We start from the raw sequence: 19102 nt of genomic DNA, 5'->3' as shown, positions 1-19102 counted from the left end.
TGATCTTGTCAATGACGCCTCTTCAATGATGGAAGGTCAAGCATCCTTTACCCCGGTGTTTTGAATCGTACAAAGCAATATCTGCCCGGTGAATGACCTGTTCGATGGATTCTTCTGCCGAACGAATGGCGACGCCAATACTGGCTCCAATCAATAAAGTTTGTTGATTCAAAAGATACGGGTAAGAGAGCGTGTGGAAGATATCTTTTCCGTACCGGTCGATATCTTCCGTCGAAATCGGTTCGTTGAGGATAATTAAAAACTCATCGCCACCAAGTCGTGCCGCAAGACCTTCATAACGTAAGGACTTTTGAAGACGGTCGGCAACTTCGATTAACAATAAATCACCCATGGCATGACCATACTGGTCATTGACGGCTTTGAAGCCATCTAAATCAAGATACAGGTAAATCTGATCATGCGTTTTACGAGACAGCCCATCTAAGTAATCAGATAAACCATTCCGGTTCGGCAGACCGGTCAAAGCATCGTGAAGAGCGAGTGACTCGTAAGTCGTCCGTTCTTGCTCGGTATGAGTTAATTTTGTCGTCAGTTCGCGTAAGGCGACGGACAGTACTTCAATCTCACGAATGCCGGTATGTGCCGGAATCGATTTGGATTGATCGTGCTGCATAGCTTCTGCTGCCAATGTTATTTTTTTTAAGGGACGAGTCAACAATCTGGCTACGAACCAACCGATGATAGCCGTCAGCAAAGAAGCAATCAATCCGGCAATCAGGATGTAGTTTCTCAAAGTACTTGCATCTGAAAAGGCAATTTGGCTCGGTTGACGAACGAGAACCGTCCAGCCGAGTCCGTCGTAATTTTTATATCCTTTACTTCCAGCGACACCGGCTAAATATTCTTGGTCGTTTTCCCAGTCGGAGATCCGGTATCCTTTTTGATTTCCGGCTAACCAGGAAGACGGTAAGTTTTTCCCGCGCCACTGCTTCGGACCGAGGAGAACAGTCCGGTTTTGTTTACTGACGATGAAGAATTCGACATCTTTAATCTGCGCCGTAGAACTTTGGAAACTTTGTTCGATTTCCTTGGCCCACTCGAAGCTGAGATGTGCGGCAAGGACACCACTCATTTTTCCGTTCGTGAACAACGGTGTGCTGATATCAACGAATTGCAACGGTTCGCCGCTCGGATTAGGGAGCAACTTGGCCAGTAAAACAGCGTCATGGACATCTCCGATAAACGGCTTTTTTTGTGCTTCCTGAAAGACAGGACGGGCTTTGATCGATTGACCTTCTAATATCTTTCCCGTTGAAGCAACGACTTGACCATTTGGATTCATCACACCAATCCATGAGAAGTCAGGGATTTGTTGTTGTAACTGTTCCAGCGTATTTCGTGTTTCAGACGGATTTTGTCCGTCACGAATCGTCGGCAACGTCCGTAAGACATTGACTTCAGCAGTACGGGACCACATGTAGTGATCCAGTTTATCGGATAACTGATAGGCCGTGGCGGACAACGTCGTTCCTACTTCATCCTGTAGACGGTCTGTTGCGCGATTGCTGATTAAAAATGTCAAGGAAAGTGTCATGACGAAAAAAAGACCGGCAATCAATAAGGCGAGTAAGGCATCAAAACGGATAGAAAATTTCTGCATGCAAAAAACTCCAATTCTACTAATGAGATAAACAGGATGCTTCTCATTATTTTAACATACGATCATCTGACGTTTTCATTTTGATAAAAACTTCGACAGGTTGATGATGACTCGATACGCCCTGCCGTTCGAAGCAAAAACCGAGATGTTCCCAAAAACGACGCCCCGACGTATTCGCAGGCAAGAAGGCTAGTCGAATGACAGGACAATCATGTAAATACTGTTCGTGGAAAAGACGGAAAATCATCGAACCGATGCCCTGGCGATGAAGCCGTTCGGGCATTAAAAACAACCCTATCCAGTTGGAGTGATCGGTTGGGTGTTCCGGTAAATAATCAATGAGGGCCAGTACATCTTCACCGTCAAGACAAAGGAGGCTAATCGTATCGGAGTTAAAAAATTCTTCTTCTAATTCGTGTTCTGATAAAGGAAGTGATCGACCTTCCAGTTGAACATAGTGCGGGTTTTCAGCATAGATGGATTGAATGGTTGGAAAATCTTTTTTTGTCACAGGAACGAATTGAAGTGGCATCGGGGTTCCTCCGGTTAAATAGAGTAGTGAATATCTTTTAGTATACGATTTTGAATTGGAAATGGATTACATAATTGTAAGAATAGGAACTTTTTTACGTTGAATCACGTACACTGAAGTAAGAAGAACAGCAAGAGGAGGAAAAAAGATGCTGAAAATTGAACACGTATCAAAACGTTTAGGCAAAGAACAGATTTTAAAGGATGTCAGCTTTGAAGTGGCGCCAGGAGAAGTGTTTGGATTTCTTGGACCAAACGGGGCAGGAAAAACAACGACCATCCGAATCATTACAGGACTAATGGAACAAGATGAGGGGACAGTCACCGTCAATGGTTTTGACGTCGTCCATGAACGCTCAAAAGCATTGACACAAATCGGTGCTATCGTCGAAAACCCGGCATTCTACACCTACATGACGGGGAAACAAAATCTTGTTCATGCCAAGAATCTGATTCCGGGTCTGACTCAGGTTGACTATGACGCATTAGCGAAACTCGTTGGTCTTGAAGGGAAACTGTCGAAAAAAGTCGGTGAATATTCACTCGGGATGAAGCAACGTCTTGGAATTGCACGTGCTTTGTTACATAATCCGCGGGTTTTGATTTTGGATGAACCGACAAATGGACTGGATCCGGCGGGAATTGCCGAACTGCGCGAATATCTCCGTACAATGGCACGTGAACAGGATATTGCGATTCTGATTTCCAGCCATATGTTAGGTGAGATGGAACAAATCAGTGACCGGTATGCGATCATCGACCAAGGGGTCATCAAATCGGTCGAGTCTGTCCGAAATGAGACGGGAGCCAAAATCATGATTCGTGTTCCGGAAATCAATGTACGCGACGTCATTGAAGCGTTACGGATTGCCAACTATCCGGCAGAACGCTTAAACGATCACATCATTATCACGGCACCTGAAAGTGAGACGCCGGCCATCGCTCGATTGATCGTACCGATTGCCGATCTACACGAACTGACTGTGAAACGGATGACACTGGAAGAACAATTCTTGCAAGTTACGAAAAAAGAGGGGGATTCACATGCTTTCGCTCATACAAAATGAATGGATGAAATGGTGGACGATGAAAAAATCAAAAATCGTCCTGGCGCTATACGTTGCCATCGCGGTTGGACTTGTCATTATCGCGAAAACAAATGATTTTGACTTTACCCGAAGTGATTATTATACGTGGGTTTCGACCATCTTGTTTGGATTGCTCGGTATTATCACGATTGTCTTCACGGCGGAGACGATCGGGAATGAAGTTCGTTATGATACGATGAAACACCTGTTGATGAGTCCGTATTCGCGGATGATGATTTACTTCTCGAAACTGTTGTTTTCGATTTTAATCATGCTTGGTCAATTCATTTTTATCGCCTTGATTACGTATGCCGCATCGTTTGCATTTTCGGAAGCGGGGGAATCCCTCCAGTTGCGCGATACAGTCTTTGCACTCGTCAATCCGGTCTTCACGATTTTCATGACGCTGTTCTTCTCGCTGGTCTTCCGCTCTGTCGGTATGATCATCGGTTTTACCGTGCTGGCCCAGTTCTTTACGTCAATTGCCGGAACGGTGTTACTGGCCTTCAAACCGGAAATCGCAAAATGGATTGTCTTCATGCACCTGGACTGGTCGATGTATTTCAAAGGTGCTTTGACGTACGGTACAGGCGAAGCAATGGGAACGACGCTGACGTTTTCCGTCCTCTTCGTTTTGGCACACATCTTGGTGTTATTCGGCGGATCGATCCTGATTTTCCAAAAAAAATCATATCTTTAAATTTTAAAAAAATCCTGTCTCCACTGTGATGTGACATTCACAGTGGAGACAGGATTTTCTTTGTCAGGTAACACGACGGGTGATGGGGAATGTTTTTTGGAAAAATTCAATTAGCGGACCGTTTAACAACAGAAAGACGAACGTTCCGACACCAATCCCGATCAATTCGTGTTCAACGAGCGACAAAATACTCGCAATCAGGAATGGAATCGCCAGGCTGACCGTTGCACCGATCGAAGTACTTTTGAATCGGCTGATCAATGATTTCATCAAGTAATCGGGCGGCATCAGGACAAAGCCGATCTGCAGATACAGCGCCAGTCCAAGCGAAATCAACGGCATCCCGATGACCATATACAAAATACGTGCCCACAGGGCGATCGGTGTATAGAGGAGCTGGTGAATCGATAAGAAGAAATCAATCGCTGTCCCGAACAGGACGACAAGGGAAAAGCTAAGTAAAATCGTCCACCAACTGAAGCGGCTGCCAAGAAGCAAAGCACTGATGAGTGCAAAAACATGCAGAACGACAATAGCGAGTCCGACGGTCAACGGCGAAATACGAGCTAACGCTTCACTGGCAGATGTCCACGGGGCACTCCCGATGGCGGCCGTGACCATGAAGCTGTTGCCGAGGGCATTGATGAGGATGGAAAATAAATAAATGATGATTCTTTTTTGTTGACTCATGCGAGGCACAGGGGAAAAGCTTCTCCCTATGCTTCTCACCTCCATTTCAAATCAGTATCGTTAAGCTATACCCTAATTTAATCGTTCTTTTCATTTGTTTTCATAAAAAGAGGATTGCGAAAAACATTGCCGAGACGACATACTAAGAACAAATCAAAGAAATGAGGACGCTATATGACGTACTTTGGTCAAAAGATTCTGCCGTCTGTCAGAAAGTTAGAAGACTTTGAAAAAATGTTGAAAAGTCCTTATGAGTACGGTGTACTACTCGAGATGCACGTCTCGCGCTTAAAGGCCGTCTATGAATTGGCACATCGGTATGATAAAAAAATGTTTTTGCATATGGATTTAGTTCAAGGGTTAAAAAACGATGAATTTGCGACCGAATATGTCTGCCAGGAATTAAAGCCCTATGGTGTCATCTCGACGAAGGCAAGTGTCATCGTAAAAGCCCGCCAAAAAAAGGTCAAGACGATGCAACGGATGTTTTTACTTGATTCGAGTTCACTTGAAAAAAGTTATCATCTGATGGAGCGGACGCAACCTGATTATATCGAAGTATTACCGGGATTGATGCCGAAGTATATTGAAGAGGTCAAACGAAAAACCGGAAAACTGGTGTTCGCCGGTGGACTGATTGATACCGTTGAGGAAGTGGAGCAAGCAATCGCAGCTGGAGCATCGAGTATTACGACATCCAATAAAGAGTTGTGGAAATACTTTGAACCAAACAAATGAAAACGCTATGATAAATATCACGTAAATCATTTGACAGCGTTTTCATCGATTGCTATAGTGAAAACAAGTTGATACGAAGTGACGGAGAAATCGGAGATTCACGCTTTCATGCTTTTTGAGAACATTCAAAAAGCCGAGGCGCGAATCTCTTTTTTTGTTGCTTTTTTCACATACAAAGGGGGAAATTATATGTCACCGGTATTAGCAGAGTTTTTAGGGACAGCACTTCTCGTGGCGTTCGGGAATGGTGTCGGAGCAGGTGTCACATTATCGAAATCCTACGCGAAAGATGCCGGCTGGATCGTCATTACGTTAGCTTGGGGTTTTGCGGTGGCACTCTCTGCCTATGCAGTCGGTCAATTCAGTGGCGCACACTTGAATCCGGCCGTAACACTTGGTCTTGCTTTTGACGGATCATTTGCTTGGGCGGATGTTCCGGGATACATCGTGGCGCAAATATTAGGCGGGATTGCTGGAGCGAGTATCGTATTCGTTCACTACTTGCCACACTGGGCAGAAACGAAAGACCCGGCGGCAAAACTGGGTGTTTTCGCGACATCGCCTGCGATTCCACATACATTTGCGAATGTCATGAGTGAATTGATTGCGACGTTTTTACTCGTCATTGGGATTTTATCAATTGGAGCCAATACGTTTTCAGACGGTCTGAATCCATTAGTCGTCGGTGTCTTGATTGTCGGTCTCGGGATGTCGTTTGGGGGGACGACGGGATACGCGATGAACCCTGCACGTGATTTAGGTCCACGGATTGCGCATTTTATCCTGCCGATTGCAGGAAAAGGTTCTTCTAACTGGGGTTATGCATGGATTCCGGTGCTCGGTCCAGTTCTTGGCGGAAGTCTTGGTGGATTGTTTTACCGATCCGTCTTCTCCGGGAAAGATACACCGGCATTTGTGATTGTCGGACTTGTGACAATCGTCATATTAGGTTTATGCTATAAATTCGGTGTTCGTCCGAATAAATCAACGTCAGTGAAGTCGAAGTCAGCTTAAGCTTAACTTACTAGATACAAAGGATGGGGAAGAGATGGAGAACTACATTTTGTCATTAGATCAAGGAACAACGAGTACACGGGCGATTTTATTCAACCGTTCCGGAGAAATCGTTCATTCCGCACAACGTGAGTTTACGCAGTACTTTCCAAAACCAGGTTGGGTCGAACACAATGCCAATGAAATTTGGGGAAGTGTCCTTGCGGTCGTTGCAACCTGTTTAACGGAAGCCAACGTCAAAGCGACACAAATCGCTGGAATCGGCATTACGAACCAACGGGAAACAGCGGTCGTCTGGGAGAAAGAGACTGGAAAACCGATTCATAATGCAGTTGTCTGGCAATCGAGACAAACAGCTGAAATTTGTGAAGAGTTACGGAGTGCAGGACATGCCGAATTGTTCCGTGCAAAAACAGGTTTGTTGATTGATGCCTATTTCTCCGGAACGAAGGTCAAGTGGATTCTTGATCACGTTGAAGGTTCCCGGGAACGGGCAGAACGTGGTGAACTGTTGTTTGGAACGATTGATACCTGGTTGATTTGGAAGTTGTCAGGCGGTAAAGCCCATGTCACGGATTATTCCAATGCCAGCCGGACGTTGATGTATAACATCCACGAGCTGAAATGGGATGACGAATTACTTCAGCTCCTCGATGTTCCAAAAGCCATGCTTCCTGAAGTCCGTCCGTCTTCTGAAGTTTATGCGCATACAGCTGGCTATCACTTCTTCGGTGAATCGGTTCCGATTGCCGGAGCTGCCGGAGATCAACAGGCCGCTTTATTCGGTCAAGCTTGTTTCGAAAAAGGAATGGCGAAAAACACATACGGAACAGGATGTTTCATGTTGCTGAATACGGGCGACAAAGCTGTGACATCGGAACACGGTCTCTTGACGACGATTGCGTGGGGAATCGACGGAAAAGTCCAGTATGCGCTCGAAGGCAGTATTTTTGTGGCAGGTTCAGCGATTCAATGGTTACGAGATGGTCTTCGCCTGATTAACGATGCGAAGGAAACAGAAGCTTACGCGACGCGTGTGACGTCTTCAGACGGGGTCTACGTCGTTCCTGCATTCGTCGGTCTCGGGACACCGTACTGGGACAGTGATGTCCGTGGTGCAGTCTTCGGTCTGACGCGGGGAACGGAAAAAGAACACTTCATCCGGGCGACACTTGAATCGCTGGCATATCAGACGCGTGACGTCTTGACAGCGATGGAACAGGATTCCGGAATCGAAATGTCTGCCTTACGTGTCGATGGTGGTGCCGTTAAAAATGATTTCCTCATGCAATTCCAGAGTGATATCATCCAAGCACCGGTCGAGCGTCCGGAAATTAATGAAACGACGGCCCTCGGGGCAGCATATCTTGCAGGACTAGCTGTTGGATTCTTTGAGAATCAAAAACAGATTTCAGCCCACTGGAAGATGGATCGTCGCTTTGAGATGGATATGGCGGAAGCAGAGAGCGAAGATCTTTACGCTGGATGGAAAAAAGCTGTTCAAGCGGCGATGTTGTTTAAATGATGTGACATATGTTATATTAGGTACAAGTTAATAAACCGGTCGGAGAATATGGAGAGACCACAGCAACAGTTGACACCGTCAGTCTGTTTGTTGTGGTCTCTTTTTTTTCGAACCCATACAGGAGGAACTATTCATGGCAAACCAACAATTTTCAAGCAAAAACCGTGCAGAGGTCTACAATCGATTAACGCGTGAAGAACTTGATCTACTTGTCGTAGGTGGAGGAATCACGGGAGCTGGGATCGCACTTGATGCCGCGTCACGTGGCATGAAGATTGGACTCGTTGAGATGCAAGACTTTGCAGCGGGAACGTCAAGCCGTTCAACGAAATTGGTTCATGGTGGTTTACGTTATTTGAAACAATTCGAAATCCAAATGGTTGCCGAAGTCGGGAAAGAACGGGCCATCGTTTATGAAAACGGACCACACGTTACGACACCGGAATGGATGTTGTTACCGATGCATAAAGGCGGTACGTTCGGACCGTTCAGTACGTCAATCGGGTTACGTGTTTATGATTTCTTGGCAGGCGTTAAGCGTTCAGAGTGGCGTTCGATGTTGTCGGCAAAAGAAACATTGGCAAAAGAGCCGCTTGTGAAACAAGACGGTCTAAAAGGCGGCGGCTACTACGTTGAGTATCGGACAGATGATGCCCGTTTAACGATCGAAGTCATGAAAGAAGCAGTTGCTCACGGAGCACGTGTCGTCAACTACACGAAAGCGGAAGAAATTCTGTATGAAAACGGAAAAGTCGTCGGAATGCGTGTGACGGATCTCGCGACAGGAGACGTACATGAAATTCGTGCGAAGAAAGTCGTGAATGCAACCGGTCCTTGGGTCGATGAATTGCGTGAAAAAGACGGTTCGAAAGTCGGAAAACAACTGCGTTTGACAAAAGGGGTTCACGTCGTCATCGATCAGTCAAAATTCCCGCTGAAACAAGCAGTCTACTTTGATACACCGGATGGCCGGATGATTTTTGCCATTCCACGCGACGGAAAAGCTTATGTTGGAACAACAGATACGTTCTTTGACAAAGACACATCACATCCGAAGTTTACAGTCGAAGATCAAGAGTATGTCCTCGATGCGATTCATTACATGTTCCCTGAAGTGAAAGTGACAGCGGAAGATGTAGAATCAAGCTGGGCTGGTGTTCGTCCATTGATTTATGAACAAGGAAAAGACCCGTCTGAAATTTCGCGGAAAGACGAAGTATGGCAGTCTGAATCCGGTTTGATTACGATTGCCGGCGGAAAACTGACTGGCTATCGTAAAATGGGTGAGCATGTCGTTGACCTTGTCGCCAAATTATTAAAACAAGAAACAAACCGTGCCTATGCACGGTGTGCAACAAAAAACATGCCGATTTCAGGCGGTCATGTCGGAGGGGCAGCTGGATACGCGAAGTTCTTGAAATCACAAGCACCAGCAAACGGATTAACATCAGAAGAAGTGTTATTCCTTGCGAAACGATATGGCTCAAACGTGCCGGTCGTTCTTGAATATGCGGCAGCGTATGATGCGGCTGAAACAGAATTACCGCGTGATGTCTATGCACAGCTTCATTACGGAATCAACCACGAAATGGTGGCACGTCCAATCGATTTCTTCATCCGACGTACTGGCGCTGTCTTCTTTGATATTGCTTGGGCACGTCAGTATAAAGAAGCGGTCATCAAAGAGATGGCTCGTCACTTGAACTGGACACCTGCGCAAACAGCAGAGTATACAAAAGAACTCGATATCGAAATTGAGGATGCGGCTCACGCACTCGTCACAGAATAAATACTTGTTCGACAAAAACTCCTTTGCTTTCGGCAAAGGAGTTTTTTGCTGTCATATGAAATCAGATTCATTGCAAGCAAACGTTCGGGCGATTATGCTAAACGTACATGATATCTATATGAAGGAGATGGAACAAGATGAAAGTAGAAGTCTGGTCAGATTACGCATGTCCGTTTTGTTATATCGGTAAAAAACGTTTGGAAAAGGCAATTGAGGCAAATGGTGCAACGAACGTCGAGGTAGAGTTCAAAAGTTTTGAGCTTGACCCGGCAGCACCTGAAACACCGACGATGGGGCTGTATGAAATTTTAGCGGCGAAGTACGGAACATCCGTTGAACAAGCGCGATCAATGTCACAAGGAGTCGTTGATTCCGCGAAGACAGACGGTCTGACATACGAAATGGATCGTGTCATTCCGGCAAACACATTTAAAGCTCACCGCCTGACTCAACTCGCTAAAAAACATGATAAAATGGATGAAGTATCAGAAGGATTGTTCCAAGCCTATTTCATGAACGGTGAAAATTTAAATGATGATTCGATTTTGACGCGGATTGCGACCGAAGCTGGACTGGAGACAGCAACCGTCGAGGCATTTCTCGCATCTGACGAATCTTCTGATGAAGTACGTCAAGAAGAAGACATGGCTCGTGAACTAGGTGTGACCGGTGTACCGTTCTTTGTATTCGACCGGAAGTATGCGATTTCAGGAGCACAGCCTGTTGAAGCCTTCAGCCAAGTGTTGGACCGGATGCAGCAGGAACAAAAGGTAGAAATCGTAGCTGAAGGTGATGCCTGCGGAGTCGACGGCTGTAACTAAATTTGCTTGTTAAAGGAGTACATGAAACTTATGAAATTCATTTTCCATCCAGATATCCACGATGCACGGATCAATCTTGCTGTCGAGGACTTTATTTTAAATAATTTAAATGTCAGCGAAGAAGATTATTTCCTGTTCTACATCAACGGTCCGTCGATTATCGTCGGTAAAAACCAAAATACGAACGAGGAAGTCAACTTAAAATACGTTGAGGAAAACGGGATTCATGTGGTTCGTCGCCTGTCAGGCGGCGGTGCCGTTTACCACGATCTCGGCAATCTGAACTTCAGTTTCCTGACGAAAGATGATGGAGATTCATTCAACAACTATAAAAAATTCACGGAGCCGGTCGTAAAAGCACTGCACAAATTGGGTGTCGAAGCAGAGCTTTCCGGTCGTAATGACATTCATGTCGGAACCCGTAAAATCAGCGGAAACGCACAGTTTACGACAAAAGGCCGGATGTTCAGCCATGGTACATTGATGCTTGATTCGAACATTGAAGAAGTCGTCAATGCATTGGTCGTCAGTGAAGAAAAAATGCGCTCAAAAGGAATCAAATCGGTCCGCAGCCGGGTCGCGAACATTTCGGAATTTTTGACAGAGCCATTGACGATGGATGAATTCGTCGAACATCTCCTTGAATCGATTTATGAAGGAAAAGAGATGGAACGTTACGTCTTAACGGATGAAGATTGGGCAAAAGTTCATGCGATTTCAGCGGAACGTTACGGAAATTGGGATTGGAATTTCGGTAAATCACCGAAGTTTGATGTGATCCATAAAAAACGATTCCCGATCGGAACGATTGATTTCCGGTTGAATGTGAAAAAAGGAATCATCGAGGAAGCGAAAATTTACGGAGACTTCTTCGGGGTTGAGGACGCGTCAGAAATCGCCCGGGCATTAGAAGGAAAACGGTATGACCGGTCTTCGTTACGCGAAGTCTTGAGTCAGTACGAATTAAAGAAATATTTTGGTGCCGTGGAGCTGGACGAAGTGCTTGACGTTTTAGCATAAGCTTTTTTGGGAAAACTCTCTCTATCAACTTGCATAGGGGGAGCTTTTTTCATGGGCTACAATAAAGATAACTTTTTAGAGGGTACATTAAACGACTTCATCAATTTTGAAAAAGTTTCCGAGGGACTACCGAAAACGGAAGATCAACAGCCGTTGCCGTATTATGAGCGGGACGATTACCGTGCTGCCGGAAAATTAAAAGGGAAAGTCGCAATCGTGACAGGTGGGAATTCAGGAATTGGACGGGCCATCTCGATTGCTTATACATTAGAAGGTGCTAAAATCGTCATCGCGTTTTACGGCGACAAAGAAGGTGCCGAAGAAACAAAAGCCCGTCTCGAAGAACTCGGTGGCGAAGTGTTACTTTCGCAAGGAGACATCGGAGACGGTGCCTATTGTGAAGAACTCGTCAAAAAAACCATCGACCGTTTTGGTCGTCTTGATATCGTCGTCAACAATGCCAGTATGCAAAAACCGGAAGATTCGTTGCTCGACATCACGGATGAGTCCATGGAAAAAACATTCAAAACGAATATTTTCGGAATGATGCGTTTAGCACGCGCCGCCTTACCTCACTTGACGCTCGGCTCAGCCATCATCAATACGACTTCTTCGACAGCGTATGAAGGAAACTCACTGTTAATCGATTATTCGTCGACAAAAGGAGCCATCGTCAGCTTTACACGCAGTCTGTCGATGAACCTTGCGAAACAGGGAATCCGTGTCAATGCGGTTGCACCGGGTCCGATTTGGACACCGTTGATCACAGATACATTCCCTGATGAATCTGTAAAAACATTTGGTAAAAATACACCTATGGATCGTCCTGGACAACCGGCAGAAATGGCTTCAGCCTATGTCTTCTTAGCTTGTAACGATTCAAGTTATATGACCGGTCAAGTCCTGCATCTAAACGGTGGCGTCATCGTTAACGGTTAAAAAGAAAGAACGTGAAAACGTTTCCATAAAATGCTACACTATCCATACAGGCGGACACGTCATGTATGGATTTTTTTTGCATTAAAAATGAACGGTTATTCATTCGAAGGGGGAAGCTAGTTATGATGGGATTGATTCATTCGGTGGAAGAAACGGCTCGGCAACGTCCGGATAGCATCGCCTACGTATTTGAAGATGTCGCAGTCAGTTATCGTGAATTTGTTGAGAAGTTTCACCGGGCCGCCGGAGCACTCGAGTCACATGGAATTCGAAAAGGGGATCACGTTGCTCTAATACTTGGGAATAGTCCGGCTTTCTTGATTGGTTATTATGCTGTCATGAAGCAGGGAGCGGTTGCCATCCCGATCAATCCGACCTATACGCCGGATGAACTCGGTTACATCTTAATGAACGGGGATGTCAAAGGAATTCTAGGAATCGCACCTCTCGTTGAAGCGGCAAAAGAGCGATTGGTTCATTTACCGCATCTTGCCGTCGTCGTCTCCGTTCCGTTTAACGGTCAAGTCGGTCCTGAAGAACACCTTGGAAATGTTCAGTTCACGACGCTTGAACGTTGGTTAGAGATTGAACATCCGATTCAAGAAGTGACGTATGAAATGGATGAGACCGCCGTCATCCTGTATACGAGCGGGACGACAGGGAAACCAAAAGGAGCGATGTTATCACATCGAAACCTGACTTCCAATGCACGTTCCATCGGGGAATACTTACATGTCTCGGAACAGGACCGGACACTCGCTGTGTTACCGATGTTTCATGTCTTTTGTTTGACGGTCGTCGTCAATGCGTCACTGGCACACGGGGCGACGGTTATCATCGCCTCTCGTTTTTCACCACAGGAGACGTTTGAACTGGCGAAAAAAGAACAGGTAACGATTTTTGCTGGTGTACCGACGATGTATAACTTCCTGTTACAGACAGTAAAAGCGCATCCGGAATATACAAGTGCGTTTGACTCGATCCGGTTGTTCGTTTCAGGTGGAGCCAGTTTACCGGTGCCGTTGCTTCAAGCATTTGACCAAACCTTTAACTGCCATATCCTTGAAGGATACGGTCTGTCAGAAGCTTCTCCCGTCACCTGTTTCAATCCTTTGGATGGTGTGCAAAAGCCAGGATCGATCGGACCTTCGATCATCGACGTTGAAAACAAGGTCGTCGACGAGCTCGGACAGGAAGTTCCGATTGGTCAAGTCGGAGAATTGATCGTGCGTGGTCCGAACATCATGACCGGATACTACAAAATGCCTGAAGAAACACAAGCGACGCTAAAAGAAGGATGGCTCTACACCGGTGATTTAGCAAGACAAGACGAGGATGGATACTTTTATATCGTCGACCGGAAAAAAGATATGATTATCGTCGGCGGATATAATGTCTATCCCCGTGAAGTCGAGGAAATCTTATATCAACATCCATCGATTGTCGAAGCAGCTGTCATCGGTATACCGGATGAAGAAATGGGCGAAGCAGTGAAGGCGTTTGTTGTCTTGCGTGAACCGTTGACCGAAACGGAAGTCCTCGATTTCTGTGCCATTTCACTCGCAAAGTATAAGTGCCCGACACGCATTGAATTCATTGATCAATTGCCACGGAATACAACCGGTAAGATTTTACGGACTGTATTAAAAAAACAACCAACCAATTCATAATTTAAATATAGCAAAAAGAACTTCAGGTTTCTGAAGTTCTTTTTGCGTGCATATAGGTAAGGAGGGGGAGAGGAAATGAATATTGCTTTAATTGCACATGATGAAAAAAAAGACGAGATGATGATGTTTACACGGGCGTATGAAGCTTATTTTGACAAAAATACTTTATATGCCACAGGTACGACAGGACAACGAATCATGGAGGCAACAGGATTAACGGTCCACCGCTGTAAATCGGGACCGCTTGGAGGAGATCAGGAAATCGGAGCGATGGTCGCTCGGGGAGAAATTGATATCGTCATTTTTCTGCGGGATCCTCTGACGGCCCAACCGCATGAACCGGACGTATCGGCTTTGATCCGATTGTGTGACGTCTATGATTTACCACTTGCGACAAATGTCGGAACCGCCGAAATCTTGATTAATGGGTTGGAACAGGGAGCGTTTCAATGGCGTGATATCATTCGGAAACGTCATGAAGAAGAACAACGGAAATTTTTAACCGATTAATTATCTGAGAATGCTTCTCATTTTCTATCAAGCATGATATAGTCATCTTGAGGATGATACTGATTATCAATTGCGATAGAAAAGGGTGGCGAAAACAATGGAGATTATTTTAATGGCTGGTGTAACCGTCTTACTTGGTGGCGGTGCCACGTTCCTGACACACGTAGTGAAAACGGAACGCCGTCATGTATCGGCAAACACAAAAACACATGTAGAACGTGCGACATATCCATCGTTGCGCCTTGTAAAATAATTAGTTCTAATGTACGCCGCTCTTTTCTTCAGAAAAGAGCGTTTTTTTGTATAATTTTAGATTCTCCCATAATTCTGCGGAAATCCTTTGTTACACTGAAAAAAAAGAACTTAAGCAGGAGTGATGATGATGCATACGATTTATTTAGTTGACGATGAGGTGAACTTGAACCGCGTCTTGGTCAAGTATTTGGAGCAGGAAGGTTGGCAAGTAAAATCGTTTACATCAGGGGAAGCGGCAGCATCTGCCATCATTGAAAAACCTGATTTGTGGATACTTGACATCATGTTGCCGGATTTGGACGGTTTTCAGTTGATCAAACGGATTAAAGCGCACGACGAAACGACACCGGTCATCTTTATTTCGGCCCGGGATGAAGACATTGATAAAATCATTGGACTGGAGATGGGATCGGACGATTACATCGCTAAACCGTTTTTGCCGCGGGAACTGGTTATTCGTGTAAAGAAAATTTTAGCACGTGCGTATGCGATGCCTAAAACCGGTCTTATCCGGTACGGAGACTACACGATTTATCCGGAAAAGCGAGTTATTGAAGAAAATGGTCAAGAGATTGATTTGACCTCAAAAGAATATGATTTATTGATTCTGTTTGCCACACAAATCGGAACACCGATGTCCCGGGAACAAATTTTAGTGAGCGTATGGGGCGACGATTATTTCGGATCAGACCGTGTCGTCGATGACTTGGTGCGGCGAGTCCGGAAAAAGTTATCAAAGCTTGAGCTCGAGACGATTTATGGGATCGGATACCGTCTGGTGGCTGCATGAAAAATCGGAGTCTGGGTTTTCAAATCTGGGCGATGTTCCTGTTGGTCATTGCAACACTCTCCATTGTCATATTAGTCGTCATGCGGTCGTCGATTGGTAACTTCATCGATGAGCAGGTCTATGCGACGTTAGAAAACAGTGAAGTCTTTTTTTCGGAAGATGCCTCTGTCATCGAGATGTTACAAGACAATCCGATTGAATTCGATCGACGGAAACAGGAGTCACGCTCGGTCAATGTCTTATTGTTATCGAAAAATGGAAAGTTGTATTATGGCGGGGCACCGCAACAGCTGGTCAATCAAATGTATCGTGATGCCATTGATCAAGAAAAAGAAATGCAAAAATACACGACTCGTCTGGATAAAGAAGATGTCTATTACAGTATTTTAAAGATGGAGATTAAAGGGGAAACCTATTACCGTGTTTCGTACGTCTGGGATGCCTATCGTCAAGAACTGATCACCCAGCTGTTTTCAAAGATTGGTTGGGTTGTTGCGATTGTCAGTATCTTGACTTTGTTCATTGCCTTTTGGCTCGCAAGACGACTGACCCATCCCTTAATCGAGATTGAGCGGGCGGTCGGTAAGATTGCGGCCCAGAAGTGGGATACACCACTACCTCTAGACAGAGGCGATGAAATTGGACGATTGGCCCGGTCAGTCGATGCGATGCGAATGGATTTAGAAAAACAGGATAAAGCGCAAAAATCCTTACTTCAAAATATCTCACATGATTTGAAAACACCGATCATGGTCATTCGTAGTTATGCCCAGTCGATTTCGGATGGAATTTATCCGGATGGTGATTTGACAGGTTCTGTTTCCGTCATCGAAGAAGAAGCGGAACGATTGGAGAAAAAAGTCGCAGCTTTGTTGTATGTAACGAAACTTGATTATTTTGAACTGGATCGTTCAACATGGGATCATGTGGATTTGGACCGGATGGTTCACTTGCTTCAAAAACGGTTTGTTGGCACGAAAGCATTGACGTGGAAAATTTCCGGCGAAGCGGGTATCGTGTTAGGTGAAGGGGAACAGTTACGTGTAGCATTGGAAAATGTATTGGATAATGCGATTCGTTATGCGGAGTCTACGATTGAGATTCGTCTGTCCGGTACAAGGCAGTCTGCGACAGTCGAAATCCTTAATGACGGTCCGCCGTTAGAAACGTCCTCTCCGCTGTTCCATCAATTTTCGCGTGGAAAAGAAGGCAAGTTTGGTCTTGGGTTATACATTGTTAAACGGATTGTCGAACGGCATGAAGGAGAAGTGACAATTGATAATCTGATTGCGGGAAATGAAGAAAATAAAGTTTGCGTAAAATTTAATTTTCCAAGACATTTTGAGGAAGAAACAGCCGGAAAAAAATAAGATCTTAAAAAACGAGATAGCCATATCTCGTTTTTTATTTTGGGAAATAACGAGGTCCTTCAGACGAAGTCGTTTTGAATTTGATATAACCATACTAATACAAGAAGGGAGAAATCAGAATGCGACATAAAATTACGGAAGAAACATTAGCCCTTGTACCAAAATATGGTCCATACGGTGAACCACAAACTTTACTTATTCAGGAACAGTCAGAAATCGTGTTAGAAGGCCATCCAATCAAGTTGATTGAAGAATCTTGCTTGTATTTTGGATCCTCGATGCGCGGAAGAATTGAAGCGGCTCGACATATCCTGGGACCGAACCGAAAGACACCGGTTTTAATTGATTGGAAGGCCCAAACGATTTTCTTCCCGACGACTGCGAAGGAGAAGGCAGAATGTATTTGGATTAATTTTAAGCAGATGAAAACCGTTCAAAAAAAGGGTGATACCGTTCAAGTGGAATTTCAAACAGGACAACGGATTGATACGGATGCCTCGGCTTACAGCATCGAACGGCAACGGATCAAAACACTGGAATTGGCTTACGAAATGCAACGGAGATTTCAAGAAGAACGGCCGATGACGTTTAATAAAGCACGATAAGTGGAACAATCTAACAGGAATCACTACTTAATGCAGCGAATAGACAGTAAAGTGCGAGAGAGAGAATTAAAGGGAGGTGAAGCGGTCGAAAGACCGCTACACGATGAATGAATCATATGAATGGTTAAACCGCAGAAAATTACAACCTGGATTTGGTGTGAACGGCGGACGTCGTTTTATCAGTTCACGTATCGTTCGTCCGGAAAATACGCCGGGGAAACGAGTCAAAGGTGTCAAGCGCGCCCGTCAACTTGTTGTCGACGAGTCAGGTAATCGACGTTGGGTGACGAAACGAATCGTCGTAACGGATGCCGCAAAACACATGACAATCAACCGTCGTGCATCGGTTGCTCAGAAAGAGGTCACGGAATCTCGTTTGGAGCAAGTGAAACAAAAATTGACGTCGAAAAAAGTGCTATTACCTGTACTAGCAGCAACAGGTTTGGCAGTTGCCGGTGGAGTATTGGCCTACGTCATGCGTCGGAAAAAACGAAATACAAAAGAACAGTTATAATCTAAAGCAGATGACGAATCGTCTGGATACAGTAAAAGCCGTGCTCTCCCCATGAATGAGGGTAGCACGGCTTTTATGTGATGAAGACTGCAGTTTCTTATAAAAAACGTTTACGAATCGATGTCGCAAGAGCCTTTTCAGAAATTTCTTCTAGTTCTTTTTGGTTGGTTGGATCGAAACTGTCATTATAGAATCGACCAACGAATTCGACTCGATCATAATCGAGTTCTTTGAAAATCAAATGTTTATGATCATCGTAGAAGACAACCCGGTAATAATCAGATCCACGTTCAAGCGTCACAAGTGCCCGAATATGTTCTAAACGTTTTTGTTCATCTGACTTTTCTTCTTCAACAGGTTCTTCTGTCGTTTTAGCTGCTTCAGCCTGTTCGAGTGCGCTTTTTACCAATTCACTCTTTTTATCTTGTTCTTCAGTCATAGTTATCGCCTCCAATTCTTATTTTACATTGAAATGTACCGATGAGAAAGAAAAATCCCTCATCCGTTCTGATGAGCATCACAAATTCGAAGAACATTGAAGGCACCGATTCGTAAGCGTTCGATTAAACGCGTCGCTGCCTCTGCATTCTCGATAGTGTCCTCGATGGTCAGTGTCATCAATTCAATCCATCGGATAGCATGTATTTCTTTGATGGGCAAAAGACGGTGAATCATGGACAGATTCATCCGTTCATCATACACATCATATTGTTTTGGACCACCTGTAAGGTGAATCAAAAATCGGACTTGAGCTCGTTCGACACGTTGGCGGTCCGGTGGGAATAACGGACGGAGAACATCATCTGTATACACACGATTGTAGAATCGTGTGACAAGCTGTTCGAGTACGTCTTTTTGACCAAGGTCTTCGTAGAGCATGACTGTCCCTCTTTCCGTTCAAATCTGATGAAG

At 44.9% G+C, this 19102-nt stretch carries 21 protein-coding genes; 16 read left to right on the top strand and 5 right to left on the bottom strand.

The features are described from left to right. Window positions 1-22: 22 nt before the first annotated feature. The gene (locus P402_RS0112940) at window positions 23-1621 is read right to left on the bottom strand and encodes a sensor domain-containing diguanylate cyclase (RefSeq protein WP_026829080.1); all 1599 of its coding nucleotides are present in this window, start codon (window positions 1619-1621) and stop codon (window positions 23-25) included. A 46-nt stretch (window positions 1622-1667) separates the two neighbouring features. Beyond that, a complete protein-coding gene (locus P402_RS0112935; RefSeq protein ID WP_026829079.1) occupies window positions 1668-2153 on the bottom strand; it encodes a GNAT family N-acetyltransferase in 486 nt (161 codons plus the stop codon). Between the two features lie 148 nt (window positions 2154-2301). Between P402_RS0112935 and P402_RS0112930 the strand changes: the two genes are divergently transcribed. Further along, window positions 2302-3219: an ABC transporter ATP-binding protein gene (locus P402_RS0112930; protein ID WP_026829078.1), complete on the top strand. Its 918-nt coding sequence runs from the start codon at window positions 2302-2304 to the stop codon at window positions 3217-3219. Next, a complete protein-coding gene (locus tag P402_RS0112925) occupies window positions 3197-3940 on the top strand; it encodes an ABC transporter permease (protein ID WP_026829077.1) in 744 nt (247 codons plus the stop codon). Before P402_RS0112930 ends, P402_RS0112925 begins: the two co-directional genes overlap by 23 nt. Before the next feature lie 63 nt (window positions 3941-4003). On the opposite strand, the gene P402_RS0112920 is transcribed toward P402_RS0112925, so the two are convergent. Next, entirely contained in the window at window positions 4004-4630 is a 627-nt protein-coding gene (locus P402_RS0112920) for a YczE/YyaS/YitT family protein (RefSeq protein WP_012369617.1), read from the bottom strand. Window positions 4631-4804: 174 nt separating this feature from the next. Here P402_RS0112920 and P402_RS0112915 point away from each other — a divergent pair, with 174 nt between their 5' ends. The 14 genes from P402_RS0112915 (at window position 4805) to P402_RS0112850 (ending at window position 18190) form a co-directional block, all read left to right on the top strand. Continuing rightward, a complete protein-coding gene (locus P402_RS0112915; protein ID WP_026829076.1) occupies window positions 4805-5368 on the top strand; it encodes a glycerol-3-phosphate responsive antiterminator in 564 nt (187 codons plus the stop codon). 189 nt (window positions 5369-5557) lie between these two features. Beyond that, complete coding sequence (locus P402_RS0112910; protein WP_012369619.1) at window positions 5558-6382, top strand: MIP/aquaporin family protein; 825 nt, start codon at window positions 5558-5560, stop codon at window positions 6380-6382. Between the two features lie 34 nt (window positions 6383-6416). Then, window positions 6417-7907, top strand: a complete 1491-nt coding sequence (gene glpK / locus P402_RS0112905) for a glycerol kinase GlpK (RefSeq protein WP_026829075.1) — start codon at window positions 6417-6419, stop codon at window positions 7905-7907. 133 nt (window positions 7908-8040) lie between these two features. Then, window positions 8041-9696, top strand: coding sequence for a glycerol-3-phosphate dehydrogenase/oxidase (locus P402_RS0112900; protein ID WP_026829074.1), 1656 nt, complete (start codon window positions 8041-8043; stop codon window positions 9694-9696). A 137-nt stretch (window positions 9697-9833) separates the two neighbouring features. Beyond that, entirely contained in the window at window positions 9834-10517 is a 684-nt protein-coding gene (locus tag P402_RS0112895; protein WP_026829073.1) for a DsbA family oxidoreductase, read from the top strand. A 30-nt stretch (window positions 10518-10547) separates the two neighbouring features. Next, on the top strand, window positions 10548-11537 hold the full coding sequence (locus P402_RS0112890) for a lipoate--protein ligase (RefSeq protein ID WP_026829072.1): 990 nt from the start codon (window positions 10548-10550) through the stop codon (window positions 11535-11537). Between the two features lie 51 nt (window positions 11538-11588). Continuing rightward, window positions 11589-12476: an SDR family oxidoreductase gene (locus P402_RS0112885; protein WP_034770001.1), complete on the top strand. Its 888-nt coding sequence runs from the start codon at window positions 11589-11591 to the stop codon at window positions 12474-12476. A 125-nt stretch (window positions 12477-12601) separates the two neighbouring features. Further along, complete coding sequence (locus P402_RS0112880; protein ID WP_026829070.1) at window positions 12602-14146, top strand: fatty acid--CoA ligase family protein; 1545 nt, start codon at window positions 12602-12604, stop codon at window positions 14144-14146. A gap of 75 nt (window positions 14147-14221) precedes the next feature. Beyond that, on the top strand, window positions 14222-14656 hold the full coding sequence (gene mgsA, locus P402_RS0112875; RefSeq protein ID WP_026829069.1) for a methylglyoxal synthase: 435 nt from the start codon (window positions 14222-14224) through the stop codon (window positions 14654-14656). 97 nt (window positions 14657-14753) lie between these two features. Beyond that, entirely contained in the window at window positions 14754-14909 is a 156-nt protein-coding gene (locus tag P402_RS17080; protein ID WP_188005206.1) for a hypothetical protein, read from the top strand. Window positions 14910-15035: 126 nt separating this feature from the next. Beyond that, the gene (locus P402_RS0112865; RefSeq protein ID WP_034769999.1) at window positions 15036-15701 is read left to right on the top strand and encodes a response regulator transcription factor; all 666 of its coding nucleotides are present in this window, start codon (window positions 15036-15038) and stop codon (window positions 15699-15701) included. Beyond that, window positions 15698-17071: a HAMP domain-containing sensor histidine kinase gene (locus tag P402_RS0112860; protein ID WP_026829067.1), complete on the top strand. Its 1374-nt coding sequence runs from the start codon at window positions 15698-15700 to the stop codon at window positions 17069-17071. Before P402_RS0112865 ends, P402_RS0112860 begins: the two co-directional genes overlap by 4 nt. Before the next feature lie 119 nt (window positions 17072-17190). Then, on the top strand, window positions 17191-17676 hold the full coding sequence (locus tag P402_RS0112855) for a competence protein ComK (RefSeq protein ID WP_026829066.1): 486 nt from the start codon (window positions 17191-17193) through the stop codon (window positions 17674-17676). 103 nt (window positions 17677-17779) lie between these two features. After that, window positions 17780-18190: a hypothetical protein gene (locus tag P402_RS0112850; RefSeq protein WP_026829065.1), complete on the top strand. Its 411-nt coding sequence runs from the start codon at window positions 17780-17782 to the stop codon at window positions 18188-18190. A gap of 97 nt (window positions 18191-18287) precedes the next feature. Here P402_RS0112850 and P402_RS0112845 read toward each other — a convergent pair whose 3' ends face one another. Beyond that, window positions 18288-18629: a hypothetical protein gene (locus P402_RS0112845; protein ID WP_014969716.1), complete on the bottom strand. Its 342-nt coding sequence runs from the start codon at window positions 18627-18629 to the stop codon at window positions 18288-18290. Window positions 18630-18688: 59 nt separating this feature from the next. Continuing rightward, window positions 18689-19069 (bottom strand): truncated hemoglobin, encoded by a 381-nt coding sequence (locus P402_RS0112840; RefSeq protein WP_026829064.1) that lies wholly within the window; start codon window positions 19067-19069, stop codon window positions 18689-18691. Between the last annotated feature and the right edge of the window lie 33 nt (window positions 19070-19102).

The organism is Exiguobacterium sibiricum 7-3 (genome assembly GCF_000620865.1).
In the GTDB taxonomy this organism is placed as follows: domain Bacteria; phylum Bacillota; class Bacilli; order Exiguobacteriales; family Exiguobacteriaceae; genus Exiguobacterium_A; species Exiguobacterium_A sibiricum_A.
Note: the sequence above shows the minus strand (reverse complement) of the source record. Positions and strands in the feature narration are given on the sequence as shown.